At 39.0% G+C, this 25,543-nt stretch carries 22 protein-coding genes, 2 tRNA genes, 4 other RNA genes and 1 pseudogene; 7 read left to right on the forward strand and 22 right to left on the reverse strand.

Translation table 11 applies throughout. The features are described 5' to 3' along the window. Positions 1-25: 25 nt before the first annotated feature. From ACFQZ9_RS01280 to ACFQZ9_RS01320, 9 genes are all read right to left on the reverse strand, one after another. On the reverse strand, positions 26-763 hold the full coding sequence (locus tag ACFQZ9_RS01280; RefSeq protein WP_498941961.1) for a DUF2161 domain-containing phosphodiesterase: 738 nt from the start codon (positions 761-763) through the stop codon (positions 26-28). A 140-nt stretch (positions 764-903) separates the two neighbouring features. Continuing rightward, the gene (locus ACFQZ9_RS01285; RefSeq protein WP_498941962.1) at positions 904-2,250 is read right to left on the reverse strand and encodes a cation:proton antiporter; all 1,347 of its coding nucleotides are present in this window, start codon (positions 2,248-2,250) and stop codon (positions 904-906) included. Between the two features lie 184 nt (positions 2,251-2,434). Beyond that, positions 2,435-3,085: a vWA domain-containing protein gene (locus ACFQZ9_RS01290; RefSeq protein ID WP_498941963.1), complete on the reverse strand. Its 651-nt coding sequence runs from the start codon at positions 3,083-3,085 to the stop codon at positions 2,435-2,437. Between the two features lie 77 nt (positions 3,086-3,162). Further along, entirely contained in the window at positions 3,163-4,164 is a 1,002-nt protein-coding gene (locus tag ACFQZ9_RS01295) for a macro domain-containing protein (protein ID WP_498941964.1), read from the reverse strand. A gap of 166 nt (positions 4,165-4,330) precedes the next feature. Then, the gene (locus tag ACFQZ9_RS01300; RefSeq protein ID WP_498941965.1) at positions 4,331-5,002 is read right to left on the reverse strand and encodes a DUF975 family protein; all 672 of its coding nucleotides are present in this window, start codon (positions 5,000-5,002) and stop codon (positions 4,331-4,333) included. Positions 5,003-5,290: 288 nt separating this feature from the next. Next, positions 5,291-6,880, reverse strand: a complete 1,590-nt coding sequence (locus ACFQZ9_RS01305; protein ID WP_498941966.1) for a SagB family peptide dehydrogenase — start codon at positions 6,878-6,880, stop codon at positions 5,291-5,293. A 21-nt stretch (positions 6,881-6,901) separates the two neighbouring features. After that, positions 6,902-8,842, reverse strand: a complete 1,941-nt coding sequence (locus tag ACFQZ9_RS01310; protein ID WP_498941967.1) for a TOMM precursor leader peptide-binding protein — start codon at positions 8,840-8,842, stop codon at positions 6,902-6,904. Beyond that, complete coding sequence (locus tag ACFQZ9_RS01315; protein ID WP_498941968.1) at positions 8,842-10,800, reverse strand: putative thiazole-containing bacteriocin maturation protein; 1,959 nt, start codon at positions 10,798-10,800, stop codon at positions 8,842-8,844. The genes ACFQZ9_RS01310 and ACFQZ9_RS01315 overlap by 1 nt, the downstream gene beginning before the upstream one ends. Before the next feature lie 166 nt (positions 10,801-10,966). Beyond that, positions 10,967-11,263 (reverse strand): heterocycloanthracin/sonorensin family bacteriocin, encoded by a 297-nt coding sequence (locus ACFQZ9_RS01320; protein ID WP_498941969.1) that lies wholly within the window; start codon positions 11,261-11,263, stop codon positions 10,967-10,969. Between the two features lie 458 nt (positions 11,264-11,721). On the opposite strand from ACFQZ9_RS01320, the gene ACFQZ9_RS01325 reads away from it, so the two are divergent. Next, a complete protein-coding gene (locus ACFQZ9_RS01325; protein ID WP_498941970.1) occupies positions 11,722-12,810 on the forward strand; it encodes a GerAB/ArcD/ProY family transporter in 1,089 nt (362 codons plus the stop codon). 77 nt (positions 12,811-12,887) lie between these two features. Here ACFQZ9_RS01325 and ACFQZ9_RS01330 read toward each other — a convergent pair. From ACFQZ9_RS01330 to spxA, 4 genes and pseudogenes are all read right to left on the reverse strand, one after another. Then, a pseudogene (locus ACFQZ9_RS01330) lies at positions 12,888-13,556 on the reverse strand (DUF3231 family protein). A 199-nt stretch (positions 13,557-13,755) separates the two neighbouring features. Further along, positions 13,756-14,097, reverse strand: a complete 342-nt coding sequence (locus ACFQZ9_RS01335; protein WP_498941971.1) for an IDEAL domain-containing protein — start codon at positions 14,095-14,097, stop codon at positions 13,756-13,758. A gap of 97 nt (positions 14,098-14,194) precedes the next feature. Beyond that, positions 14,195-14,608, reverse strand: coding sequence for an RrF2 family transcriptional regulator (locus ACFQZ9_RS01340; protein ID WP_198312251.1), 414 nt, complete (start codon positions 14,606-14,608; stop codon positions 14,195-14,197). Between the two features lie 111 nt (positions 14,609-14,719). Then, a complete protein-coding gene (spxA, locus tag ACFQZ9_RS01345; RefSeq protein ID WP_198312250.1) occupies positions 14,720-15,115 on the reverse strand; it encodes a transcriptional regulator SpxA in 396 nt (131 codons plus the stop codon). Positions 15,116-15,330: 215 nt separating this feature from the next. Here spxA and ACFQZ9_RS01350 point away from each other — a divergent pair, with 215 nt between their 5' ends. Then, complete coding sequence (locus ACFQZ9_RS01350; protein ID WP_498941972.1) at positions 15,331-15,615, forward strand: DUF3219 family protein; 285 nt, start codon at positions 15,331-15,333, stop codon at positions 15,613-15,615. 18 nt (positions 15,616-15,633) lie between these two features. Beyond that, entirely contained in the window at positions 15,634-16,629 is a 996-nt protein-coding gene (locus ACFQZ9_RS01355) for an LLM class flavin-dependent oxidoreductase (RefSeq protein WP_498941973.1), read from the forward strand. Positions 16,630-16,692: 63 nt separating this feature from the next. Here ACFQZ9_RS01355 and ACFQZ9_RS01360 read toward each other — a convergent pair whose 3' ends face one another. The 3 genes from ACFQZ9_RS01360 to ACFQZ9_RS01370 all read right to left on the reverse strand — a co-directional run bounded on the left by ACFQZ9_RS01360 (position 16,693) and on the right by ACFQZ9_RS01370 (position 19,070). Continuing rightward, positions 16,693-16,932 carry a hypothetical protein gene (locus tag ACFQZ9_RS01360; protein ID WP_498941974.1) on the reverse strand — a complete coding sequence of 80 codons (240 nt, stop codon included), beginning with the start codon at positions 16,930-16,932 and terminating at the stop codon, positions 16,693-16,695. 144 nt (positions 16,933-17,076) lie between these two features. Then, positions 17,077-18,072, reverse strand: a complete 996-nt coding sequence (locus ACFQZ9_RS01365) for an ABC transporter substrate-binding protein (protein WP_498941975.1) — start codon at positions 18,070-18,072, stop codon at positions 17,077-17,079. 104 nt (positions 18,073-18,176) lie between these two features. Further along, positions 18,177-19,070 carry a TauD/TfdA dioxygenase family protein gene (locus ACFQZ9_RS01370; RefSeq protein WP_498941976.1) on the reverse strand — a complete coding sequence of 298 codons (894 nt, stop codon included), beginning with the start codon at positions 19,068-19,070 and terminating at the stop codon, positions 18,177-18,179. Between the two features lie 478 nt (positions 19,071-19,548). Between ACFQZ9_RS01370 and ACFQZ9_RS01375 the strand changes: the two genes are divergently transcribed. After that, positions 19,549-20,319, forward strand: coding sequence for an ABC transporter ATP-binding protein (locus ACFQZ9_RS01375; RefSeq protein ID WP_498941977.1), 771 nt, complete (start codon positions 19,549-19,551; stop codon positions 20,317-20,319). A 26-nt stretch (positions 20,320-20,345) separates the two neighbouring features. After that, positions 20,346-21,170, forward strand: coding sequence for an ABC transporter permease (locus ACFQZ9_RS01380; protein ID WP_498941978.1), 825 nt, complete (start codon positions 20,346-20,348; stop codon positions 21,168-21,170). A gap of 100 nt (positions 21,171-21,270) precedes the next feature. Here ACFQZ9_RS01380 and ffs (ACFQZ9_RS01385) read toward each other — a convergent pair. From ffs (ACFQZ9_RS01385) to ACFQZ9_RS01400, 4 genes are all read right to left on the reverse strand, one after another. Further along, an RNA gene (gene ffs, locus ACFQZ9_RS01385) (signal recognition particle sRNA small type) lies at positions 21,271-21,355 on the reverse strand. Then, a tRNA-Asn gene (locus tag ACFQZ9_RS01390) sits at positions 21,355-21,426 on the reverse strand. The genes ffs (ACFQZ9_RS01385) and ACFQZ9_RS01390 overlap by 1 nt, the downstream gene beginning before the upstream one ends. A 34-nt stretch (positions 21,427-21,460) precedes the next feature. Then, positions 21,461-21,823: a transfer-messenger RNA gene (gene ssrA, locus ACFQZ9_RS01395) on the reverse strand. 9 nt (positions 21,824-21,832) lie between these two features. Next, positions 21,833-21,923: transfer RNA gene (locus tag ACFQZ9_RS01400), tRNA-Ser, on the reverse strand. A 389-nt stretch (positions 21,924-22,312) separates the two neighbouring features. On the opposite strand from ACFQZ9_RS01400, the gene rnpB reads away from it, so the two are divergent. After that, an RNA gene (gene rnpB / locus ACFQZ9_RS01405) (RNase P RNA component class B) lies at positions 22,313-22,696 on the forward strand. Between the two features lie 462 nt (positions 22,697-23,158). On the opposite strand, the gene ffs (ACFQZ9_RS01410) is transcribed toward rnpB, so the two are convergent. Both ffs (ACFQZ9_RS01410) and ACFQZ9_RS01415 read right to left on the reverse strand, forming a co-directional pair. Next, an RNA gene (ffs, locus tag ACFQZ9_RS01410) (signal recognition particle sRNA small type) lies at positions 23,159-23,254 on the reverse strand. A 439-nt stretch (positions 23,255-23,693) separates the two neighbouring features. After that, positions 23,694-24,464, reverse strand: a complete 771-nt coding sequence (locus tag ACFQZ9_RS01415; protein ID WP_498941979.1) for a cyclase family protein — start codon at positions 24,462-24,464, stop codon at positions 23,694-23,696. 340 nt (positions 24,465-24,804) lie between these two features. On the opposite strand from ACFQZ9_RS01415, the gene ACFQZ9_RS01420 reads away from it, so the two are divergent. Beyond that, positions 24,805-25,452, forward strand: a complete 648-nt coding sequence (locus ACFQZ9_RS01420) for a MerR family transcriptional regulator (protein ID WP_498942583.1) — start codon at positions 24,805-24,807, stop codon at positions 25,450-25,452. Positions 25,453-25,543 lie beyond the last annotated feature (91 nt).

The raw sequence follows: 25,543 nt of genomic DNA on the forward strand, positions 1-25,543 counted from the left end.
ATAATGGGTATCTGCGGTTATTAATTCAGGTACTCTCTTCGTCCTTCATCATGTTTTTTAAATAGTAATCTAGTAATTCAGGGTACTCCATTATTTCCTTTGCTCCCTGATCACTAAGGCAATAGGTGCCCCTTTTTATACGATCAAACCAGCCATAATAGTTTTTTGTTAAAATGGAGGATGTTTTATCTCCAGACCCCATTTGAAGGAGTGCCTTTGGAGATAAGGGACCAGACTCACGCAGGTAACAGGCAATTTGAATACAATTTTCTTTATAGGCGGTCATAATTTTGGTTCGATTGCTTCCGCCGATATTAAAGTCCGCACTTCGTCCGCTTATTTCTTTCAAAATTGCCGCCCGCTTCCCCTTGCTTTTACCCCGGCTCTTTTTTGAATGAAAGGGTGATGGGTGAAAGATCAACTCTGCTTTTAAGCCTTTTCCTGAAGGAGAGACCACAATAAGGCCCAATTCCAGTCTTCTGATAAAATGGCATTTATCAGCCCAACGCCTAGAGTTTAATCGATATTTAGGTTTAGGGATTGCGATGTAAACCTGATCCGTTATACGCTGGCGTTTTGCTGCTTGGATGAGTAAATCAACACTTAACGTGAGTTTTAATTCAATAATCGCCAGCTCCTCCCCTTTCACGGCAACCATATCACAGTCTTTAACCTCACCGTAGACATCATAACCTTCTCGGGAAAAATATCTTTGAATGGGTTTATATAAATCTTTCTCTTGTAATTTCTTACCTTCATTCATTATGTAGTCACCATTTCTATTTTCTATACCTATCATTCTAACATCGAAAAATAAGAAACCAAAATCGGTTATGGAAAAGAAGATAGAACCCCTCCTCATAGATTTTTCTACCTTCTTTTGTATTTTTTTACAGACAATGATTACTCCAATTTTTCACGTTTAATTTGTTGTTGCAGATGAATAATGTCACTATCGTTATTAATTTTTTCAGGAACGATATCCTCATCCCCTGGCATTAACCTCCACCCTTTATTTAAGACGAAGCGTAGCCAAGATCCTGCAAGCCATGAGGTAATGAGCGCTAGCATTACGAGAATGGCAAAGAAATCTTGATTAATAATCCCTGCCGAAAAGGCAACAGTGGAAAGAACAATTCCTGGACCTCCGCGTGCATTCATGGCCATGGCAAAGTTCATACTTGTGATCCGATCCTGACGTATCAGCTTACAAGCAAGGAATACAATGATCGATTGTGCAAGCGTCGCAAATAATAAATATTGTATAAAGAATACTAGATCAAAATGTTTCGCTAAATCTAATTTAAGTCCTACCACAGCAAAGTAAACGGGGATAAACCATGAAAATGAAATATGCAAGACGGACTGCTCTAATCGTTTGAATAATGTGGGTGGTAAAGCCATCTTTGCGCCGATTCCAGCTAAAAGAGCACCGAAAATCGTATCGATATTCAAATACCCTGCAACGGAAGAGACAACAAACATGATAAATAAAAAATATCCTACATGAGAGGCTCTAAATAAAAAATTCCCGTTTCGAATCGTTAAGTTTTTAAACAAAAAGCGGAGTACAAATATAGTAACAAGAATAAACCCTACAGTTATCCCCACACTTTTTAAAACAGCTCCAGCTGTAACAGGTCCCCCATGCCCCGCAACCGCGGTAGCAATTCCTAGCGCCACCCAAAGCAATGTATCATGAACACCCGCAATGGCGATCACAAGCTTCGCAAATCTTGAGTGCATGATACCCAGGTCATTGAAAATTTTGGAGATCACAGGTATGGATGTTACAGCAATCGAAATGGCCACGACAATCTTGATGGCAAACACACTATTGGCTGGACCTAAAAACTGACCAAAATCAATTAAATAAGATGCTAACCAACCAAGTGCAAATGGTAGAATGGTCGATGCAAGAATAATAACAGATGTAATTTTCCCATCACCTTTTTTAAATTTAGTGTGGAATTTTAACCCCGAACAGAACATAAGTAGTGTCAGACCAATTTGGTACATAAGCCCAAACATGCGATCTTCCTGTGGAAACCCGGCAAACAGCCAAGAAAAAGCATGGGGATAAAAGTAGCCAAGCAATGTAGGACCCAAGATAATTCCCGCTGCCACTTCACCTATCACGCGGGGAATCATTAATCGCTCAGCAATAAAACCAAGTAAATGGGCCATTGCTAACAGGATGGCTGTGGCCAACAAAAAGTGACTAAGTTCTATAGAACTAAAATCAAACAATCTAAACCCTCCTTAAATTTAGTACACAACATAACCTATGCTGTATCGTACAAGTTTGTGGAGGGCAAGTGTTTAGACATTCCAAACTATTTTGGACATGTCGATTTATTGTATTAGAAATAGGACCTCGTTGGGATATTTACAAATGATATTTAGAAAAAGTCAAAAGGGTCTTCCTTTCCAATTATCTTTTTGTACGCCCGTTAAAGTCCCTTTCAATTCCTTTTTTCCAGCTTCGATCAAGCTTTTTGCCACTTCGAAGGTTGCTCACAGCTTCATTCACTGCTTCAAAATTTACTTCCGTTCCAATCTTATCAGCATGATAATCAACTGCAAAGTCTTCCTGAATTCCAAATTGAGCAGCAGTCGAGATGGCATCAATATTGGCTCCAAGGAAGAGGAATTCCCAGCCATATTTCTCTTTTTGATGCTGCACCATTTTTTTGATTTTCTCCCTAGAGAACTCCCTGCTAGCATTTTCCTTGCCATCCGTGGTAATCACAAACAGTACCTTTTCAGCCCGTTCCTCTTCCATTGTTTTCTTCTCTACCTTGACGATTTTTTGAATCGTAAAACCGATGGCATCTAATAGTGCGGTCGTACCCCCCACTTCATAATCTTCATCCGTAATCGGAGAAATGCCTTTCACATAAATCCTGTCATGTAATAGTTCAATATCATGATCAAATAATACAGTCGTAACAACGGCTTCCCTTTCCGCCTTTTGTTGTTTCTTCAGCATCGCATTATAGCCGCCAATCGTATCTGCCTCAAGCCCCGCCATTGACCCGCTTTTATCTAAAATAAACACTAACTCGGTTAAGTCTTTTTTCATCCTGATCATCCTCCGTTCTTTGATAAACAAAGGATAACAATAATCCAATCAAAAATGGTCGCTTTATAAGCGACATTTTAAGCACCGAGTAATGGTTGGTCAAAGGCAAATAAAGCTTCATTGATTTCATGGATATTGAAATTCGCTTGATGAATAAAGTATTCAATAATGACATCAAATTTACTGCTGCGTGACAAGGTATATCCAGCTGCAGACAACAGATCAATCGTTTCCTCAAAATTCAGTTGCAATGCAACAGCTAACGCAACCGCTGTTTTCTTTTTAGGAGTATAATCAACTGCATTCCGGATTTTGGAGAATAACCGCCGGTCTAGATTTGCCCGTTTATAGGTCTCAACATCAGTCATTCTTTTTTCATCGATTAATCGAAGCAGCTGTTCGGAAAAAGATTCATCGAGTTGATCCAATAGCTTTATTAATGATTCCTCTGTTTCTTTATAGACGTCCTGCTGAAAAATTTCAATCTCTTGATGCTGTTCGAATATGTATGGTTCTTCTCTGTTGCGTTGGAACGTTTCTTCGACTTTCTCTACATAGTGCTCATCAATATATTGATGAATCGATGAAAATACCTTCTTGCTTAAACCAAAAGAATTTTTGTCAAAAACAACGAGATACACGAGTAAATCATGATGCAATAAAAATGAACTGATCGTGGAAACTGCAATTTCTAAGGCTTCCTCTTTTGGATAGCCATAGATACCCGTTGAAATTAACGGAAAGGCGATCGATTCACATTGAAATTTTTTGGCCAGCTCCAAGGAATGATTGTAGGATGCCTTTAACAGAGCTGCTTCTTGTTGCGTGCCACCCTGCCAAATTGGACCTGGTGTGTGAATAATATATTTTGCATCTAGTTGGAATCCCTCAGTAATTACGGCTTCTCCTACCTTGCACTCCCCGATTTTGTTACAAGCCTCTTGTAACTCCCTCTCACCTGCCGCACGAAATAAAGCGCCGCATACACCTCCGCCCATTTTCAGCGCTGTATTGGCAGCATTCACAATCGCGTCAACCTTCATCTTCGTTATATCATGGCGAACAATCTCTAATGGCATGGTTTATTCCCTTTCCAATTAAGGTCTTTTTTCTATTCTAACAATCTTAGAGAATGAAAGGAATTCTAAAATAGAAAACCTCAAACTTCCTGATTCCATCGATATTTTTGTATGAAAAAAAGAATGACTTTTCAGCCACTCTTAGATGTTAGGGTATGATGGATGCTTAATATTCTAATTCTTTGTCCTGAATATCAATTATTTCATTATAAAACGCAGCCATTGCTGTCGAGACATAAGGAACCAACCACAAGAACCCAATTCCCAATGTGAACAAACAAAGAATACCCCAGCCAATAAAACTTAGCCCCAACAAGAAATATTTCCACTTGTACCCGTTCATTCTTCTTCTGCTCTCTGTTATTGCCTCAAGCATGGAATATTCTGGGTGGTCCCGCAATAGGTAATAGGTTTGAGAGTAAGCAATACTTTTAATGATACCGGGAATAAACAGTAATAAGGACCACAAAAAAACAAATAGCCCTTGTAAAATAGATACGCCAATCATTTTAAAGGATGTTTTTCCATCCTTATAGATCGAAAAAGCATAAGAAATTTCCGGATTGTTTTGTCTTACTACTGACAAATAAAACCAATATACACCAACCGTAAAAGGAATGAGCGCAATCGATATGAGGGTACTTACAAAACTTCCTCCTGGCGATGTATCCTCTCGCTTAATCCATTCAGCAGGTCCGCCGCTCATCATCATTTCAATTAATGTAGGTAATAAAAAGTTGAGAAGGAATAGAATGAACGTTAATAAAACACCTAATCCCCATTTCCCTTTTAAAGATAATTTTGCCTGTCTTTTGATTTCTGAGATGCTTAAATTCAATTTTCTGTACTCCTTTTCTCTCATAATTTGCAAATAATCATAAGCAATAAACGGTGAGTTTTTTTACTTCTCATTGCCTATCATTATTCTAAACTAATAAGCTTGTAGTAAACAACTTCCAATTTTACATTTTTCTAGAATGTATGTCATGATTTTTGGGTTTATACCAACCTTTTGTTCCTTCTTCATATTCTCGTATCTGCACAGCACGGATATTAAATATCTCCAACAAAAAGAGCCTATAAAGGCCCCTAACTTATGTTATTTTTTACGCTACCCATGTCGCACCTAGCTAAGCAAACTCCCTTTTAACCAGGCACGGGGACGGTAAGGACCCACAGGGATTTGGATTAAGCTGGTTTTTCCTTTCGAATGGATTCTGTAAAGTTCATCACATTGGTTCACATCAAATCCTAGTAGAGGATGGCCCCCCATTCCTAAAGCACACGAAACCAAGAGCAGGCGTTGCAAGAGAATGCCTGCTTCCATCTGTTGAATCCGATATCCTCTAAACCCCATTTTCTCCTTGAGGTGATTTTTGTCTCCGACGACATGCAGGCAGAGCGGCACTTGAAACAGATTTAAATTGGGCATTGTTAATCCATTTTGTAAATACTCCCGAAAATCTCCCTGCGTGATTCTGCAAAGTCCATGAGTGTTGTTGTCATAGGAGTAAGTACCATTTGGAACTCCTTCTACATTATAAAAACTGCCGTACAAAGAAAAACGAGTCGCAAGCCCCACATGGGTGTCATCTAGGTCATTCTGATAAGATAATGGAAAAGTCTCTTTTAACAAAGTGGATAGTTGTGTTTGACTAACTTTCCCTATTATAAAATCAATATCGGGAGAACGCCTCTCCCTGCAAACGGATGCAAGATCGTATGAAGGGGATTCGGTAAATGGCAGCATGATTAACTCCACACCTAAGGGAATGCTGCCACGATTCTCTTTTATGATCTTCACAAATGACTGTGTCGTTTCAAGCATCGATGCTTCATTCATCTCTTTCAGCACCGGGTAATCAATGATTCTCTTTGAACGGTTATAGGTTTCATGCTTCAGAAATGGCACTTCCTGAGATAAATCAACGGCAGAAACATTTGCTTCTTCATTATCGTGATCAACACAAGAGATAGATGGATAAATAGATAATGGGAGCACTGCATATACACTTTCGTCCTGTTCGGATAGTCCAAGTAAATGATTGATAGACCGATCAAGAAATTGGTAGCATACCCGTGAAGAGAATCCCATCCGATTGGCCACTTCTAACGATTGCCCAATTACCACACCGGCATCTAATCCTTGGAGTCTATAGGAAAAATTATTATATTTGTAGAAGTTTTTCCAAAAAACCGTCGAGACAAAAACAGTACAGAAACAGTCAGAAACGTCACAATGTCCAAGACTTCTAGATAAGTAGGAATCGTAATTTCCTTCTCGCAGCAATAGGAGGCGGTGATGTGCCACATCGTAATGGTAAATTCCCTGTGGTGCCCCCTCCAGCTTTACATACACATATAATTCATTCGGGTACAATGCTCCTCCCGAGGGAACATATCTGCGGAATAACTGGGCATAGCTTACAGCACCTTTTTCCTCAGTCCCTTCTATGAAGGAGGATTGAGCGAATTGAGCATATTGAGTAAGGCCGTATATATACCATAAGAAAGACCCGAGCTCCTCTAGTCCGGGATTGGCCTGAGCATCTCGTTCCTTGAGAGTTAACGGAACATCTCCTGATAGTGGAATCTCAGGCAAGCCGCGGTATAGTTTATAGGGAAGTGGTGCGTCTTGCCAATCTACTTCCCAATCAGGCGGAGCCAGTTTTTCCGTATCAAAGTGAAGATGATGAAGAAATGTTTCTAGGTTCACTCTTACACCTCCTATTCTTCATTATGGGAATGGGTGAGGATAGGGATTAAGCTGTTCATACGATAACGGCTGTTTGGCATATCCAAGCTTCATTGGTACTTGGAGGACCCTTTCAAGCCCTTTGACACGAGTAAGGTGATGTCCGAATGTCATTGGTAACATACCAGGAATCAACACCTTTACACAGAATAAACCGTTCCGTTTGGTAATCGGTGTCGTTTGGTCCACCACAATGACCTCGAGGTTTAACGCGCGAAACCTTTGAAGAATATCCTGAAGATCATCCTTCAAATCAGTGTACACCGGAGGCTGTGTAAATTCCTCAGCAAATGTCCGTAATGGCCGCTGATCATCCAATAAAAAGCTCAACCGCTCCTCTGCTTCCCGCAGTCCGTAAAGCAGGCCATGGTCCTCCATGTTCCGGACTGCAAATGGATTTTTAAGCATTTCTTCATATTTCTGCCGGTTTTTCTCCAATATTTCGTCATGCCTAACCATCATTCCAGCGAGCTCGTAAATCGCGCTTTTTACTGCTCTTACAGGATCAGGATTCGCACCTGCTGCACAAATGAGGTTGACACCCTTTGATCTTCTGTTTTTGGCTATTGCCCAAACACTAGGAATCTCGTTTTCCATTGTCGAATTAAAAAAATATAGGTCATATTCCGACACCTCACGTATACGGTCAACCATTAACTCTAATTCTTTGTCGTTAGCAGAATAAGGATCAAGACGTGAAAGGGGCAGCTGTGCATACCAGGCTAACAAGAAGGAATCGCGCTCGACGACCTCCATAATGCCATGGAATATGGCTTCCTCCAAGCTCCCTCCTAAAGCACACCCATTGGAGGTTTCATAAACAAAGCCCTCCCCATTGCCCAAACTGTAGTAAGCAAGTAGCTCCGGAACGAGTATAGGACGTTCTTGCATGAAGGAATAACCCCAGACCCAATTCATTGGTTGATCAGGATGAAACGGTTTAAATGGAAAACCAGGCTTTGCATATTGTATCTGGTCATGAAATCCTACTCTGGCTGGATTTAATGCTACTTCCTTTAAATGCTGATAACTTTCCCGAACTTTCTTCCTTTTCCCTTGAGGTTCAATTCCACAATATCGCTCTAACCCCTCCAAAATCGCAGTTAACTCACTCATTTCATATGAAATAGTACGACCAGCAACTCCCTCGTCCGCTCCAAACAACGGCATGTTAACCAAAACATCTGCAAATGGCAGCCTGAAATCCTCGATTTTTCCATTCATGATGCCAGTACGAAAATCCAGATAGTCATCCACTAGCACTGTTTTCAATTCATCCATGGAACGAGAGCGAAACCCTTCACCATTTATTTTAGGACTGGACTCTAACCTAATTTGAGCTAATTCTGGTGAGTCTTCAGGTAATGGACTGCAAATCGGGCACAATGGATCAGGCAAGAAAAAATGACGGGAGTTCGTTAACATTTTCAGATTGGTAATGAACATCCTTTCTTCTAAGGACGAGGAATCTCCTTGAAGAACTTTCTGAACTTCGTTATGGATGAAGATAGCCATTTGCATTAATCCCATTCTTGATGACCATGCATCTCGCGTAACAGCTGATCCTACTGTCAATCTTGCCTGAATCTCCGACATTTCAAGTCGGTCAGGTCCGGCAAGCAAGCGCCGTTTGTCAGCACAGTGGGAGCATCCTGGAGTGCCGGGCCGTACGAAAGGGCCAATAATTCCCTCACCAAACGAAACAAAACCTCGAAGCCAAGGGATACCGGCGGCCTTGAATCTCTCATCCGCTTTTCGATGTTTGGATGGATGCCAAGTATCGTCAAGCACTAGAGCCAATTCTGTTTCTTCGGGAATTTCTTCATTCATGCTTTGACGTCTAACTTGATAGGTAGCGGACAATTGCTCAAAGACATAATCTGCTAATAATCCATCTCCGTCTATTAGAATCTGTGCAGTCATTATGAATCCCCCTCTCGTACCTGCACACCATACACCCCGGCCAGCTCTTGTTTTAAAAACGGCTCAATCGACAGATCATAAACCAATAGCTGTTTGCTGCTTCGATTTAAAACCTGAATGGAAGATTGTAACAGTTCCAATTGTGTCATTTCCTCACAAGAAGGGATTTCGAGTTTGTTTTCATTTTTTTTAAGGTAAATCATAGACTCCTTCTCATGCCTCACTCCGGAATTCTTCTGGTTTTGCGCATCCAAAAGTGCTTGCTGCAAAGTATTTTGCAATGCCAAGGTTGTATTTAAACCTACCCCTGTATACCAGCAGCCCTTTGACCTTACCCAAACCACAGGGAATCCAAATACGTCCTCTTTTAACCCAATGGCCGGTGAACCATTTAAGGTAGTAAGGGCATTTAAATAAAATCGGCATTTTTTATCTTCTATGGCTCCCATTTGTACACCCTTAACCGTATTCTGGTGATCTCCTTTTCTATTTTTCAATTCTTCATCTAGATAGGCTTGCAGCCCTCGACAAACAGCCTCAGCGATGTTTTCTCCTGAACCAATACCAATAAAACCTTCAGGAAGACTCTCATGAGCATGACCTATCTGATTTCTAAACCCATAAACAGGTGAATCGATCATTTTTGAAACATACATTTCGATCCCGATCAATCCGGCATTTCTTCTCGCTTCTTCATGTGTCAGACCTAAACAGACAACTTCCTGCAGTAGTTCTGCAGGTCCCTCTGACACAGGGTTAACGGTCTGAACATAGCACTGGGAAAGAGGAAGCTGTGGTAAATTTCGTTCCTCCCAGGTATGGAAAATACCGATTTCTTCTGAAGTTAATCGACTGAAGTATTCAAGCAAATCCTTTTGTTCATTCCTGTCAGATTCTTGTTTCAGTCTTACATCAAGATCATCAACCAGCCCGGGTCTCACACTATTTGACAATACAGAGGGATGTGAAATGAATGAAAGCCAGTCACCTTCCATCGTTTCAAGATTAAGCAAATAAATTTGATTATCTTGGTTTGAGCCTGCGATTCCTGTAGCTTTCTTGAAAAATTCGAATGCAGACACATTTGCCAAAATCGCTCCAGAGGTGGAAGAGAATGACTGTGTTCGCTCCTCGGCTTCCACAAGAGATGGATGAATTCTACGCCATGCAGAATCGAAGCATACTTCTGTTTCTGGATGGGTTAACGGGCCGGAGAGTCCCACTTTTTCTAAACAGATAGCAGGGAGAAATGACTTCTTTTCTTCTTGGCAAACCTGATTCAGATTCCTTAATTCATTTAGATTTCCATCCTGTGACACATACAGAATCCAATCATAGGGCTGAACTACTTGTTTCCAAAAATTTTCCTCGGCTCCTTTAGGATAGGATACTTCCTCGAGCTCCACATCGGAATCAATTTTTCTCGCATTCTGGATCAACTCATGGAGCCGCTGCCTATTGGTTGGAACTGTACCAGTTACCAATACATTTAATTTGGGCAGCCCCGATTCCAATAAGGCAGAAACCAACGAGACCAAAATGGGCCCTGAGCCGACAGCCAGAACCTTAGCCTGTCGATATTCTTGAAAATGGTAAGCACCCGATTCCGTAAAATTCTCAATGAATTCAATTTGTGAAGCATACTTTTCAAGAACTGGACGTCTTAATTGATGGGGAAGATCTTTGCTTACATCGCGAACAAACCCATTCTTGTACAACGTTTCTGCAATCTCATATACCCTGTCACGGTATGGTGCTGATAATCCCTCTGTTAAAGCTCCCAATGTTTGTTCCCCATTAAACATCGGCAACAATTTTTCAATCCATTGATAGATGGTTTGACCTTCCAATCGAAATGAATTGAGGTTATTTCTAAAATAAACTCCACCCTTTGGATCCGGGATAAAAAATGTATCCCTTTTAGCCTTCAAACGTGAGGACGAGGTAAGATTTGTCATTCGGCCCCTCCTTATTCTAATCGTAACTACTTGCGCACTATCAGTTTATGTACGATTTTTTGTCCAATATGATAAAATAAGTGCCCCTGCGGCACATGTACATGCAGGGGCACTTTGTTTCACAAAATCATATTTTTTTTCAGCAGTTTTCCAGAATCTAAACCCATTAAATAAATCCGAAACCGATGCCAACACAGCTAAAACCAAAACCAAAACAACCAAATCCGACACAACCAAAGCCGCCGCAACCAAAGCCACAGCCGCCACAACCGAAGCAGCCTCCACAACGAAAGCCAAAGCCTCCACAACGACCAAAGCCTCCACAGCGACCAAAACCTCCACAGCGAAAGCCTCCACAGCGAAACACGCGCGGATCAGAGCTCTGTAAATTCAATGGAACTAATTCACCAACTTGATAAGGATCGATACCCAACCCTTGCAGCTCATTATGAAAATTCTGCATTTTTTCCTCCCCTTTGTACTTATAATCAGGTTTAAGGACACCTGAAACCAGAGTTTAACGAAGTGTAGTTTGTCAGTTTGGTGTATATGAAACTAACCAATCCTACGTGAACTCTCTTCAACAAATTATGATTCTTATTAGGTTGCTGTTACTGATTTAAGCGCCTATTTCACGATGAAAAAGCCTATAGTTGTTTCTTCATATCAGTAAGCACTTTTGATAGTGATCATGTACCGCTGTCTTTTGTTCATTGGAATTCTCAAGAAAAAGTTTGATAAGCTAAATTTTAAGGAGTTGCGGGATATGGCGGTAGGTTGAAAGGATAAACGAATCCAACAAAAATCTGATATACCTATTCCTTCCAGAAAAAAGGGTGACATTCATAATTATTCCAATTGAGGAAATACTAAAAACCTAATTTTTTATAGGCTTTTTGATGTAAGACCGGAGGATAAACCATGGAGCAATTAGTGCCTGAAAAAGCAAAGATATCGCCTTTCTTAGTTTTTTTTCTCGTCCATTCTATGCAGTTTGGCATAGGGGTACTTGGCTTCCAGCGCTATATTGCCCAAACTGCAGGTTATGACGCATGGATATCGGTTCTTTTTGCCGGTTTGAGCATCCATCTCATACTCTGGATGATGTATAAAATTGTCGAAACAGTTAATGGGGATATTATGACAGCTCATACGTTTGTATTTGGGAAGAAAATCGGGAAACTCATGTCTGCCCCGTTTGTTTTATATTTTATTCTTGTTGCCGTAGCTACTGTTAGGATTTTTATTGAGGTCATTCAGGTATGGATATTCGAAGATTTTAGTACATTCTGGTTCTCCTTGGCCTTCTGTGGTTTAGCCATCTATATTATTTTCGGAGGGTTCAGAACCGTTACAGGTGTCGCATTCTTTGGAGTTGTTCTTCCTGCGTATTTAGCATTCACATTTTTATTTACCGTACCGTATGCAGATATAAAAAACCTACTACCCATCCTAGACCACTCGATAATGGACCTAATCAAGGCTTCTTATCAAATGTCCCTCACTTATCTCGGCTATGAAGTATTATTATTTGTTTATCCGTTCATTAAGGAACCGGATAAATCAAAGAAATGGGCCCATCTTGCTGTCCTTTTTACCACGATGATCTATACGCTTCTTACGATTCTAACATTTTCTTATTTTTCAGAGGGACAGCTTCAAAAGAACAGGTGGGCAACTTTGACGATGTGGAAAATCGTTGAAATGCCTTTTGTCGAAAGATTTGAATTTATTGGAATTGCCAATTGGAATATCCTCATTCTCCCCAATTTTTGTATTGCCGTTTGGTGTGCTAGCCGCATTGTAAAAAACGTGGTCAATCTGAAACAAAAATATGGGGTATTTGTCATATCATTAGCCATAATAATCATTATTAATTTTTTAAAAACAAGGCAGCAAATCTATTTGTTCGCCAATTTCACAGGGAAAATAGCTTTTTACATAAATTATGGATACATTCCAATACTTTTATTTCTGGTGTTGCTGGTGAAGAAGGTGAAGAAAAAATGAAAATCAAAAAAGAGCCAAGTTGGCTCTTTTTATTTTAAAATAGGAATTTTGTAATTTTTATGTAGGACATAATCGTTTCATTTCCTAGAGCCCTGTGACAAGGATTTTCTATCAACCGCTTCTGGTTGTTTTTCCAACCATCCATGTTTCACCATAATATTGTAACAAATAACACCAGCCTCCATGGCATGAGTAAAAACCTTATAGTAGTTTAAAATCATATCCGATCTTAAGCTGGATCCTAATCCTGCACCATAATAGGAAAGAGCCGCATTGACTAGAAACGATGCATGAGACATCATCAATTTGTCTGAAAACGGACTTATGGTAGAATCAGTAATTTCAGCATCCCATCTTTTGGGAATTGGTAAATGATCTTCTTGTAAAATTGTGTCAAAGCTTTCAGCATCTTTTCCCGCTAATGTAACGTTTTTTACCATGAAAAAGTAAAAACTGGTCAGAAAATAAACGTGGGGCATTAAGATTCACATCATTCTCTGTAAATCCGATTGGAAATTTGCACTTTTCAGGAATTCGGTAATTTTCTTGATATGGCTTTCAGATAACAGTAAGGAAGATTCTATAATGCGTTTGATCTCTCGATTTTCAACGATTGTAAGAAAATATTTGTAAACACAAATGGCCATGCTATCACCCATATACTGAAGCCAAAGAGCGGATACTTCTGCAGAGGTTAAGGTGTTTCTATTTTCTTTATTAAAAATCCCCAAAAGAAATACCTCCAATATGGTTATGTTTATTTCATTCTTTAATCTGTGATTATTTTATGGTAACTATGATAAAGGTATACAGATAAAACGTTCTGGCAGACCCCTATTGTGGTAAAATAAAAATTGCATTTTCCACATTGGGAAAATGCAATTTGCAAGATATATTATATTTTGAATTTTTCTCATAATGGTTGATGGATCTAATTTTAAGATTTTAATATACTCCATTAACTAGCTGCTCTATTGAGGTTAATTTAGAAGAAAGTTCCAAAAACCATTCCTCATCTCCTGTCGATAATGCCAAGTCGATAAGAAATCGAATTTGTTCCTTGTTGATCGCTTTTGAAATAGGCAGTTTATTAACCCGTTTACTTAACAAGGGAATGGTTTTTCCAATCATATCATTATTATCACTAGTGACCACTGTTACCTTAACTACTTCTTCTGGAATTTCTGGCGACAATGATTCGATATAACCAATGATTAATTCCCCATCTCGTGCTTTTCCCTTAATCCAATCACCTGTTTTTAAAATAGCCTGCTTATTGGATAACATTCTTTCTCACCTTCTTCAATTATTTTGAATGCCATTTTAACAAACTGTAATTTTTTTTATTACATTTAAATGAAAAATAAGCTTGCAAGGATGCGACTTATTTTTCTTTATTGATAAGATCAACAATTTCTTTAATGGTGTAGTCCTTAAGATATTCACCCAGATGTACTTCTGCCCCCCAAAAAATACTACATAGGACATTTTGCATATTGGCGCCAACAATACACTTCGCATTTGATTCAGGACATTTAGGCTGCAGGGCACCTTCAGATGTAATCTTATATATATCCCAAAGATTAATATCATTTAAGTCGAGAGCAAAAAGAAAGCCGCCGCCCGTTCCCTCTTTCGATTTTATAAATCCATGTTTTTTCAACAAACTTAACACTTTACGGATACGTACCGGGTGGACACCCGCACTTTCTGAAATAGCATCACTCGTTGACATCCGATCCGGCTGCAGCGCAAGAAACGTTAAACTATGGATGGCAAGTGTAAAATCACTGTTCATGGTCTGCCTCCTAAGAAACAATCACATCTATTTTCCATTCGTTATCGTACTGTAATACTAATCGTTACAGATTGGATTGTCAAATATTTAATTTGTACTTATTATTACATTTTAATTAGCCATTTTTTGCATTTCGTGGTTCAAAAATGTGCGAAGTTTACGTGGCAGAAAACTACGAATTTCCTCGTCGTTATATCCAACCTGTAATCTTTTTTCGTCCATGATGATGGGCCGGCGCAACATTTTAGGATTCTCAATGATTAATTGATAAAATTCATTAAGCGGAAGAGTTTCAATATTTATATTTAATTCCTGGAAGGTTTTTGAATTTGTTGAAACAATCTCGCTCGTACCCTCTTCTGTCAGACGAAGAATCGATTTAATTTCGTCAACTGTAAGTGGCTTAGATAATAAGTTTCTTTCTTCAAAATCTATATGATGTTCCTCAAGCCAAGCTTTTGCTTTTCGGCAAGAAGCACAGCTCGTTGTTGTATACAAAGTCACCATTATTTTTCACGCTCCAAGAGTTTATTTTTTTTCCACACGCATCAAAATAATAAAATGTAATAAAAAACTTTACAGTTTAACCACAAAGATTATATAATTTCATCTCAAGCAACTCATTTGCAAAATATCTATACTGTAAATTTAATTGTTACAGTTCATTTCGTCAACTGTTTTTTTATGGTTTTCGTTTATTATTTATTCAGGGGGATGATTTTTTGATAAAAGAAATAATCTTATTTGATACAGTGATCCATGTTGACAATTATAAAGAAGAGACAGTGAACGGTTTATATAAAATTACCATTGATTTTAAAGTTTCAAGTGAAGAATATCACGATATAACGACATTGTTATATAAAGGAATCTTTGATGTAAAAATTCCTGAAAGAGACTTATCGTTTAGAGCAAACATTCAGCAATATTCCACTTCTGTTACAAACCTATATGAAAAAGGTCAAGTTGGAGAATTTCAATTATCTTTACTTGAAGTGAAGAATTAGGAAAGGTGAAATGATGTGGTGAAATTAAGCATATTAGATCAATCTCCCATTTCCTCCAACCAAACCGCGCAAGATGCGTTAATTGAATCGATGAAGCTTGCGCAAGCTGGAGAATCGCTTGGGTATACTCGATATTGGATTGCCGAACATCATGATTTACCTGGTCTTGCCTGCTCTGCACCTGAAGTGATGCTAAGTTATATTGGAGCACATACAAAAAGGATTCGAATTGGCTCAGGGGCGGTATTATTGCCGCATTATAAACCTTATAAAGTAGCAGAGGTTTACAATATGCTGGCTACGTTGTTTCCAAATCGCATCGATATTGGCATTGGCCGTGCACCAGGCGGGTCTGCCGAAGTAACCAATGCCTTATCAGATAATTTTTTGCAAGAAGTTTATAAAATGCCGAATTTGCTAGAAGAACTGCTTCATTTTTTTGACCATGATTTCCCTAAGGATCATAAGTACGCAAATGTTACTGCCGCACCAATACCAGATATCACACCTATGCCATGGATTCTCGGCACAAGTAAAAAAAGCGCTTTACTTGCCGCAGAAAATGGCTTGGCCTATGCATTTGGTCAGTTTATGAGCGACAATGATGGAGCACCTATTATTCAACAATATCTAGATGCCTTTCAACCAAGGAAACATGGTCGTGTACCTCAAGTATTATTAACGGTTTCCGTGATTTGTGCAGAGACTTCTGAAAAAGCAGAAGAGATTGCGTTGAGTAATCTGATTTGGTCATTGCAAAAAGAAAATGGTGAAGGAAAAAATGTTCCTTCCATCCAAGAAGCCCAAGAATATAAACTTACTGAGAAAGAAATTGAAAAATTGGCTAAAATGAAACAGAATATGATTATTGGTAATCCCGAGGAGTGTAAAAACAAACTGATTGCGTTACAAGCTAAATTTAAAGTGGATGAAATCATGATTGTGACAATTACCCACTCTCCTAGGGACCGGATCGAGTCCTATAAACTAATTGCCGCTGAAGTTCTTTCATGATTTTTAAACGATTTTTGTTATAATTTATAATTGATACACACAGCAACTCGAGGTCTCTATTTTTCAGACTTCGAGTTGTTTACTAATTCGATTTATTTTTAAATCCTGTTTTGCTTGTTTTTCATTAATAAAATCAATATCATATTTAAATGTCCTAAGTATTTCATTTTGGACCTCTAACCTTTTGTCTAGACCAACAATATCCCTTTTTACCTCTTTTAACTCTTGGTCTAATCCATCAACATCTTTTCTTACTTCTTTTAATTCTGAAAATATGGCTTCCAAAAGTTCTCTATCGGTCATGCCGGATCATCTCCTTTAGATAGATTGTACCATAAAATTTAATTTTGAAATTCGTTAATATTGAATACATTTTGAACGAAAATCGAAAAAACGCTAAACTCAAATACGTTTGAGTTTAGCATTTTTGTTCATCATTTATTGGTGTTATTTTTTAAATGCTTTATCAATAAATTCATTGTGGATTTGATCTTTATAATTAAATGATTTTTTGATGTAACCGGCATCAGCCAAGGTATTAATGGATTCTTGTTGTGCGTTGATAGACTCTTCTGTAAAAAATATCGATGGTTTTTCTACTGTGATGATTTTATAAATAAGATCTGCCGGAAGTTTTGTTTGAGCAGAATAAATCTTAGATGCTTCATTCGGGTTAGCAATTTGCCAATCAGCAGCTTTTTTGTAAACTCGTAAATAGGCTTGAACAAGATCAGGATGTTCTTTCGCAAAATCATTGCGGGCAATGATGGCACCCGGGGCAAATATCTTTTTGTTCACATCAAGAGCGATCGCATTTCCTTTTTCCACATTATTTAAATAGTAGGGATTCCAGGCGGCCCAAGCATCCAATTTTTTTGACTGAAAGGCTGCTTGGGCATCATCCGGTTGAAGATTAATTAGTTTTACATCATTAATCGTTAAATCATTGGCTTTTAAAGCCTTAATTAAATACACTTGGGCAGTTGTACCAAGAGGAACACCAACCGTTTTCCCCTTTAAATCATTGACATTCTTGATGTCCCCATTTTTTTGAACTAAAATTCGTACGTTCGATTCTCCCGTACCGGTTTGCCCAATCACCTCGAATGGGAGATTTTTATCAATACCAGCGATTAACGCGCCATCTCCTAAAAACGATAAATCAACACGATTCGATGCAAGCGATTCTAATAGCGGCGGCCCGCTTGTGAATTCACTCCATTTCACTTTCGCATTTAAGGCCTTGAACTCTTCTTCAAACCACCCCTTTTCGCGTGCAATCGCCAAAGGACCCATTTTCCCATTTAACGCAATATTCACCTCTACTGGTTCATTTTTGTTTTGAGCGTTTGTTTTTCCTATGGATGAACTGCATCCTGCTAATAACAATATGAAAAGAATAGTCAATACAAATCCAGATACATGCTTACGATATTTTTCCATCTCGATTCCTCCTCGTATGTAGCAAACGATGTAAAAAAAAAGATTCAGTAAGGTGTGGAGTCCTTACCAGAACCTCCCATGTTTTTTTCAAAAACATTAAAGATTTATTTCTTAACAATTAGTCTGCTAACTTCATTTTCTTGATTAACAGGAACATTTTTTCCGACGGTTACGCGCCGTACCACTCGATGAGAATCTCCATAGTCTGCAACCGCATAGTGTTGGGTGGCCAAGTTATCCCAAATAACCACATCGCCCTCCGTCCATTTCCAGCGGACAGTATTTTCCAAGCGACTCACATAAGAATCAAAGATACTTAATAGTCTTTCAGATTCACTTGTTGAATAGCCTTCTAACTTTCCGGCAAATCCTCCTAGTAACAAATGCTTTTTCCCTGTTTCTGCGTGAACATGGACAACTGGATGTCTTGTTTTAAAAACCGTTGATTCAAAAACAGCACGATATTTCCTTGTTACCTCATTAACCTCACTGTCACTCCGTTTAAATTGGGCATAATCATATTCATTTGAATGGATTCCCCACAACGTATCTGCTAATTTTCTCAATCCTTCTGGAAGATCTTCATACGCTGTATTGGTATTGGCCCACACCGTATCTCCGCCAACTTCGGGAATCGTCACCCCTCTTAGGATGGAGTATTTAGGAACTTCTGGGACAAATGTGACATCTGTATGCCAATGGTTCGCTTTTGCCCCTACCTGAGAGTCTAATTCAAAGATATAGTTGGTATTATTTTTCACGGGAACTGTGGGATGAACATATGGCTCTCCTAATAACTTCGCAAATGCTTCCTGACTTCCATCAGTTAAATGATTTTGACCTTTGAAAAATACGACCTTGTACTCGTTTAGCGCTTGTTTGATTTCGTTTAAAATACCTGGTTCTAAATCCCCGCTTAGTTGAACACCCTGAATTTCTGCACCAATTCTCCCTGCTACCGGTACTACTTTTAATTGTTTTGCTTGAAGATTTGTCATTACTTTTTCCTCCTAATCAAGTTTGTTAGATTTTTTTTTATAAGAACTTTGCGATTCGGTCAAGCAACATAGAAACCATTTTACCTTCTTTCATCTCCTCCTATCACCCAATACCCAATTTAACCTAGTTGAATAGTCGGCTTTATTATAAATAAAAAAGAGATCCAACGAAGAGAGTGTTGACACTTCTCTTTGTTGAATCTCTAGTCGCCTAGTGGATTCCTATCACTATGGATTAAATTGGTAAGTCGTTTGTGTATGAATGCATCTTAACAGGAAACAAAATAATCTGTCAATTAAAATTTTATTATTCCTATAAATTTAGTTGGTTTTAAAGTGTTGCGTTCAAATAAATTCCATGATAAGGTATTTTGTAAATTAAGTCATTCGCATGAATCGACTAGTCTTCTAGAGATTCAGCAAAAGGACAGAAATGTCTTTTCGCTGAATCTCTTTTTTTATTTCAGAAAGGATGATGATGATGGTATCAGCTGTGAAGATTGACCACGTAAGGAAAACATTTAGGAATGACCAGGAAAGGATTCATGTCTTGGAGGATTTTGATCTCTCCATTAAACAAGGTGAGTTTTTAACCATTATTGGTCCCAGCGGTTGCGGAAAAAGTACCCTATTAAAATTAATTGCCGGGCTGGATTTGGATTTTGAAGGTCAGATTAGGATAGGTGAAAAAATCGTGAATGGTCCCTCTATGGATCGCGGTTTTATTTTTCAAGAACATCGGTTGTTTCCTTGGTTAAACGTAGAACAGAATATTTCAGGTAACTTGTCATTAAAGGATCCTGAAATCCGTTCAAAGGTAGACCAATTACTTTCACTTGTTAAATTGAAAGGATTTGAAAAAGCCTATCCGCGCCAATTATCCGGGGGAATGTCGCAGCGAGTGGCCATTGCCAGGGCCTTGCTCCGGAATCCTGAAGTGCTGTTGTTGGATGAACCGTTTGGGGCACTAGATGCTTTTACCCGAAACCATCTTCAAGAAGCTTTGTTGGAAATATGGAACGAAAATCAAACTACTATGGTGCTAGTTACTCATGATATTGATGAAGCCGTCTTTTTATCTTCTAAAGTCGTTGTCATGGATGCTAAGCCCGGAAGGATAAAGGGAATCGTTTCGATTGATCTTCCTTATCCAAGAACAAGGAGCAGTAAATCATTCCAAGAATATAGAACGGTAATATTGAAATACCTTGACCACCATGTCAATGAATTAGAAGATTGGAGCATTTAACTCAAAACTTAGAAAGGATGATGGAAATGTCGACACAAACGATTACCCAGAACAAAGCTATTTCGATGAAGAAAAAGAAAGCCAAATTATCAAAAAATACGGCTGTTTGGCGGGGGATATTCCTCCCTATTTTAGTAGTGATATTATGGCAGATATTAAGTACAATCGGCATCTTGCCAGCACAATTATTTTCTTCGCCCCTTTTAATTGGTTCGCGCTTTATTGAACTGGTTCAATCAGGAGAGATGGCAAAGCATTTACAAATCAGCTTAACCCGAGCAATTCTCGGCTTTGTCTTAGGAGGATTTTTCGGCCTATTGATGGGTGTCATCGTTGGAATGAACAAAAAATCGGAGGAATATTTAAACCCGAGTTTTCAAATGCTACGGACCGTCCCATTGCTTGTGATCACTCCACTCTTTATCATGTGGTTCGGTTTTGGCGAATTGTCAAAAATCTTACTCATTGCTTTAGGTGCCTTTTTTCCTCTCTATTTACAAACCTTTTTAGGCATTCGCAATGTCGATAAAAAGCTCTACGAGGTTGCCCGAATCCTAGAATACAGCCGAACCCAGCAAATAACAAAGCTGATGATTCCAGCCTCTTTGCCCAATATCTTACTTGGGATACGCTTAGCTTTAAGTGCGGCTTGGATGTGCTTGGTGGTTGCTGAATTGTTAGGTGCAGATCGAGGGGTGGGTTTCATGATTCAAGATGCACGGTCTTTTATGCAGACTGACACGGTTTTTGTCGGAATCATTATTTTTGCCCTGGCAGGAAAAATATCGGATTCCGTTGTCCGCTTGTTAGAAAATCGTTTACTGAAATGGCAAGATAGTTTTAAAGCTTAACTTAAAAACTACACAATGGCACCAACTCAAATACTACTTTTAAAACAAAAGAAAAAACGGTAAACTCCATTGGGCAGTTTACCGTTTTTTATGTTCTGTTTATGTAATAGCCCACACAATTTCACTAATTATGGCTGCTGCGTTCCCGCCCTGACCCGTTCTTAGTGTCCTTGTTGGACTATAACTCCGCAGGTAGGACTCGAACCTACGACCGATCGGTTAACAGCCGATAGCTCTACCACTGAGCTACTGAGGAAAATGCTATGTTAGTTGCTTTCACAAATAAATTTTAGTGGAAATGACGGGAGTTGAACCCGTGTGCAAAGATCTTGACACTTATACATCTACGAGTGTAGTCAGTAAAATTGAGTTCGCCCACTTCTTTAGTCTACTGACAGACATGGGAGCGGCTAGTCTGATTATTCTCTTCCTTCATCCTCAGACGGTGGATTTCGGCGTAGTCCACTTAGAATGAGTCCCTTACCCTGCCACATGGACGATGGAAGGTGGAACCGCTATCGTCTGTTATTAAGCAGCGAAAGCGAAGTTGTTGTTTGGTTTGCCAGTTATTAGGCTTTATCGTTTTAACGAGGCCGATGCCCTCGACTCGCAATATAAACTCAAACGATCCCTGTCGATACCAAGACATTCCCATAATAATATGGCAGAGAAGAAGGGATTTGAACCCTCGCGCCGGTTACCCGACCTACACCCTTAGCAGGGGCGCCTCTTCAGCCTCTTGAGTACTTCTCTGTAATAAAAACCTTGCGCGTAAGTTCCTTTAAGAACTTACAAGAGTAACTATATCATCCATCCAAATTGGAAGCTAGCTGTAAATTTTGGTAGTGCAAAAGTCCTGGGTATTCCAAGGGGTGTTTTGGGTATCTTCTATATTAATGCGTTGGATCTTTTTGGTCTTATCTCACTTTAAAATCACCGAATTTTAAATGTATGTCCTTGATTCCTTTTATCATATTTTAATGAAGGAATAAGTCTATTTCCATTAGAAATTAGAATTTGAATTCAGTTTTAGTTCAACTGCCAAATATGGTTGGAAACAATGGAAAGAACCTACTAAGGATTTAGCCTGATTATCCTGGTATATTTAATATTGTCGCTTCAAAACAAATGGATAAACTTGAAATGGTGAGTAGTCGCGGTTCCTTTTACAGGAGCTGAGGAAAGTCCAGGCTCGCACAGTGCTGAGATGCCTGTAGTGTTCGTGCCATTCGCAAGAGTGGGCAGTCGTACATGTTCGACTGACGGCGGTGAAATCATGCTAAGTCCATCTGGATATGCTGAAATTAACCTGAAAGTGCCACAGTGACGAGATTTTTCTGGAAACGGAAAAGGTGGAACGGGTAAACCCCACGAGCGAGCAACCCAAATTTAGGTAGGGGCATCATCCTGCGGGAAATGAACCTAACGGATGAATCGGTCTTTGATCGATAGTTATATGACTACTACTTCCTGTACGAGGCTTGCTGCCGTTTGCAGTATGGAAGTACAAAACCTGGCTTACAGCCATTTCATGAGCACTTTATCTATTATAGGAGCACTATAATTGCGGGATAAACTAGCATTTTTTGCAAATATACTCTTAGGACTAATTACCTTAGTCCTGCAACAAATTACATAAACCTAGTTCTCTTTTATGAAGAACCACTTTCTTTGTTTTTGAAGGGATTTGGTCTTCATCGGCCTTGATGAAGACCACTTTTTTGTTTTTCTAGAAGGATTTGGTCTTCATCGCCTTGATGAAGACCACTTTTTTGTTTTTTCCAGAAGGATTTGGTCTTCATTGCCTTTATGAAGACCACTTTTTTGTTTTTCCAGAAGGTTTTGTCCTTCATCGCCTTTAACAAGACCACTTTATCTATTTTTCCAATAGGATTTGGTCTTCATCGGCCTTCTAAAGTTAACTTATACAAAAACCCCCTAAGCTGGGACTTCATCAGTCCAACTTAAGGGGTTCACTTCTCTTGTGTTAAGTTTATGTAATAGCCCACACAATTTCACGAATTATGGCTGCTGCGTTCCCGCCCTGACCCGTTCTTAGTGTCTTTGTTGGACTATTAATAATATATCATCTAACCAATTTGTAAGATAGCTGTAAATTTTGGTAGTACAAAAGCCCTGTTACTAACACGGGCCAGTTTTATTTAATAAAGTTTCGAGGTCATTATTCAGGAATGGTGCTGATTCAAACTGAAATGGTGATTTCGAAGCTGAACGAGTCCGAATGGAGCCTTGATTTAGACAGGGATGATGATTTCTAAGACGTATGAGTCAGAATGTGGCCCTAATTTAGACAGGGGAGTTGATTTCTAATGTGATCAAGTCCAAATTGAGCACTGATACAGACTTGCAAGATGATTTCGAAGCCGAACGAGTCCGAATGGAGCTCTGATACAGACAAGAATGGTGATTTCTAAGACGATTAAGTCCGAATCTACAGGCCTTTTAATCTATTCTAAAAGCAACAATCTTTGTAAAAACAGCCTTGTTATAAAATGATTTTCTTTACTCAAAAATAGCAACAGGTCGTGCCCAGCCAGCACTTGCTCCTTTGATCTTCACAGGAAAAACGGCCACTTTAAATCCAAATCTTTTGGGAAGTAATTCTAAGTTAGCCAGTTTTTCTATTTGGCAATACTCTGCTTCTTTTCCAACATAATGTGCGGCCCAAAGGACCCCATCGCGCGGGTTATTTTTAAAATCCTCAGCTTGTTTATATAGTGGAATATCCCACCCCCAGCCATCCGTGCCCATCACCTTAATCCCCTTTTGAATCAGCCATCTAGTTGCACTCGCCGATACACCTGCATGGACAGCAGCATAATTTTCCTGATAATATTTTTTATCTGCATCCGTTCGGACAAGAATAATATCGAAGGGCTGCAATTGATAGTCCATCGCTTCTAATTGTTTTTCAAAATCTTCCACTTCAATCTCATAGCCTGGTGGTTTATCGCTAAAATCGAACAGAACTCCATGGCCGTAGAACCATTCAAGTGGCAGTTCATCAATGGTTCTAGAATGCTCGCCCGCAGTAGTCGAAGCATAGTGCCAAGGTGCGTCCACATGAGTCCCCGTGTGTGTAGTTAAGGTAACCGTTTCTACTGCCCATGCTGCACTGTCTGGAAAATCGCTAGGTTTCAGCCCCAAAACTTGGGCAGCTTGTTGTGCCCCCTGTTCATGTGTTCCATAGGTTATTTCTGGTGGAAACGGCTCTTTTGCAGCATTGTCCAGAGGGACACTTAAATCAATAATTCGTAGATTCGCTCGATTCATTTTTAAATCCCCTTACTAAAATTTTTATTAGACATTGAGAATTTATAGGAAAACTACAAGTTCTTTTAAAATCTACGAACAATATACTCTTTCTATTCCAAGTTTCTTTCTAATTTAAAAGACTGCAATTCGCTTAAAAAAGATTGGTGAATAGACTTTCTAATGGAAGACAAAATGAATTATTTCTTTCATTTAGTTAACATTCTAATTACAATCTGGTTACGCTCCGTTCCTTCGACAATTTTATCATAGTTCTATTGCTATACTTTAAATTAATAAAATCTTCTTATTAAATGATTAAAGGGTAAAAGTATTGCGGAGGTGAAAGGTTTTGAGTGATATGTATTCGCCCAGGGATGCTCAAAAAATGCTTAAAATAAATAGCAGTACTTTACGCAAGTACGCTAATCTCTTGGAAAAGCATGGGTATCACATTCATCGTAATACTAGAGGTCACAGGGGATTTCTTGATCAAGATGTTAACATACTCCGCCAATTAATTGAATTCAGTAAGCAGGAAGATATGACTTTGGAACGATCTGTTGAAGTAGCAATGGCGTTTGTTTCTGAACAACACAAATCGGATACCGCATCAGGACCGGCAAAAATAACGAATGATCTGGAAGATCCTCAAGAGCTTTTAGTGATGTCTGAAGAAGAGATAACAATAGTTCCTGAAGAGAATAGATCGGATATCCTAACAGAGTCAGTACAGAAAACAAATCACCAAGAAATAGATCAGACTCGAAACCACAATGAGCTATTGGAACGAATGGAACATTTGGAACAAATAAACCTAGATTTAATCAAACTTTTAAAGGAGAAAGCTGTACGAGAAGCTTATCTCGAAGAGAAAATTAATCTAATTGGAAAGTTTGTAGAACGTTCAGAGCAACTGATGGTAGAACGTAGTAGGATGATGGAGGAAGAAGTCAGATTACAGATCGCAGCCGCCCAGCAAAAGAAATGGTGGCAATGGTGGAAATAAAAATCCCATTTAACGGAAAAAGATATGAACGCAGAAACGGCAGCATTGATTTGCTGCCGTTTTTGTGTAATATGCTATTTTTTAGGTGACA

Source organism: Neobacillus sp. GCM10027624 (assembly GCF_042675345.1).
Classification (GTDB): domain Bacteria; phylum Bacillota; class Bacilli; order Bacillales; family Cytobacillaceae; genus Neobacillus; species Neobacillus cucumis_D.

Coding starts and splice junctions, on each gene's coding strand:
- ACFQZ9_RS01335 (WP_498941971.1), bottom strand. CDS start 14,097: ATGTTATCCAATAAGCAGGCTATTTTAAAAACAGGTGATTGGATTAAG.
- spxA (WP_198312250.1), bottom strand. CDS start 15,115: ATGGTGACTTTGTATACAACAACGAGCTGTGCTTCTTGCCGAAAAGCA.
- ACFQZ9_RS01295 (WP_498941964.1), bottom strand. CDS start 4,164: ATGCCATTAGAGATTGTTCGCCATGATATAACGAAGATGAAGGTTGAC.
- ACFQZ9_RS01365 (WP_498941975.1), bottom strand. CDS start 18,072: ATGGAAAAATATCGTAAGCATGTATCTGGATTTGTATTGACTATTCTT.
- ACFQZ9_RS01370 (WP_498941976.1), bottom strand. CDS start 19,070: ATGACAAATCTTCAAGCAAAACAATTAAAAGTAGTACCGGTAGCAGGG.
- ACFQZ9_RS01290 (WP_498941963.1), bottom strand. CDS start 3,085: ATGAAAAAAGACTTAACCGAGTTAGTGTTTATTTTAGATAAAAGCGGG.
- ACFQZ9_RS01315 (WP_498941968.1), bottom strand. CDS start 10,800: ATGACAAATCTTACCTCGTCCTCACGTTTGAAGGCTAAAAGGGATACA.
- ACFQZ9_RS01325 (WP_498941970.1), top strand. CDS start 11,722: ATGGAGCAATTAGTGCCTGAAAAAGCAAAGATATCGCCTTTCTTAGTT.
- ACFQZ9_RS01360 (WP_498941974.1), bottom strand. CDS start 16,932: ATGACCGATAGAGAACTTTTGGAAGCCATATTTTCAGAATTAAAAGAA.
- ACFQZ9_RS01280 (WP_498941961.1), bottom strand. CDS start 763: ATGAATGAAGGTAAGAAATTACAAGAGAAAGATTTATATAAACCCATT.
- ACFQZ9_RS01375 (WP_498941977.1), top strand. CDS start 19,549: ATGATGGTATCAGCTGTGAAGATTGACCACGTAAGGAAAACATTTAGG.
- ACFQZ9_RS01420 (WP_498942583.1), top strand. CDS start 24,805: ATGTATTCGCCCAGGGATGCTCAAAAAATGCTTAAAATAAATAGCAGT.
- ACFQZ9_RS01340 (WP_198312251.1), bottom strand. CDS start 14,608: ATGAACAGTGATTTTACACTTGCCATCCATAGTTTAACGTTTCTTGCG.
- ACFQZ9_RS01320 (WP_498941969.1), bottom strand. CDS start 11,263: ATGCAGAATTTTCATAATGAGCTGCAAGGGTTGGGTATCGATCCTTAT.
- ACFQZ9_RS01415 (WP_498941979.1), bottom strand. CDS start 24,464: ATGAATCGAGCGAATCTACGAATTATTGATTTAAGTGTCCCTCTGGAC.
- ACFQZ9_RS01380 (WP_498941978.1), top strand. CDS start 20,346: ATGTCGACACAAACGATTACCCAGAACAAAGCTATTTCGATGAAGAAA.
- ACFQZ9_RS01310 (WP_498941967.1), bottom strand. CDS start 8,842: ATGACTGCACAGATTCTAATAGACGGAGATGGATTATTAGCAGATTAT.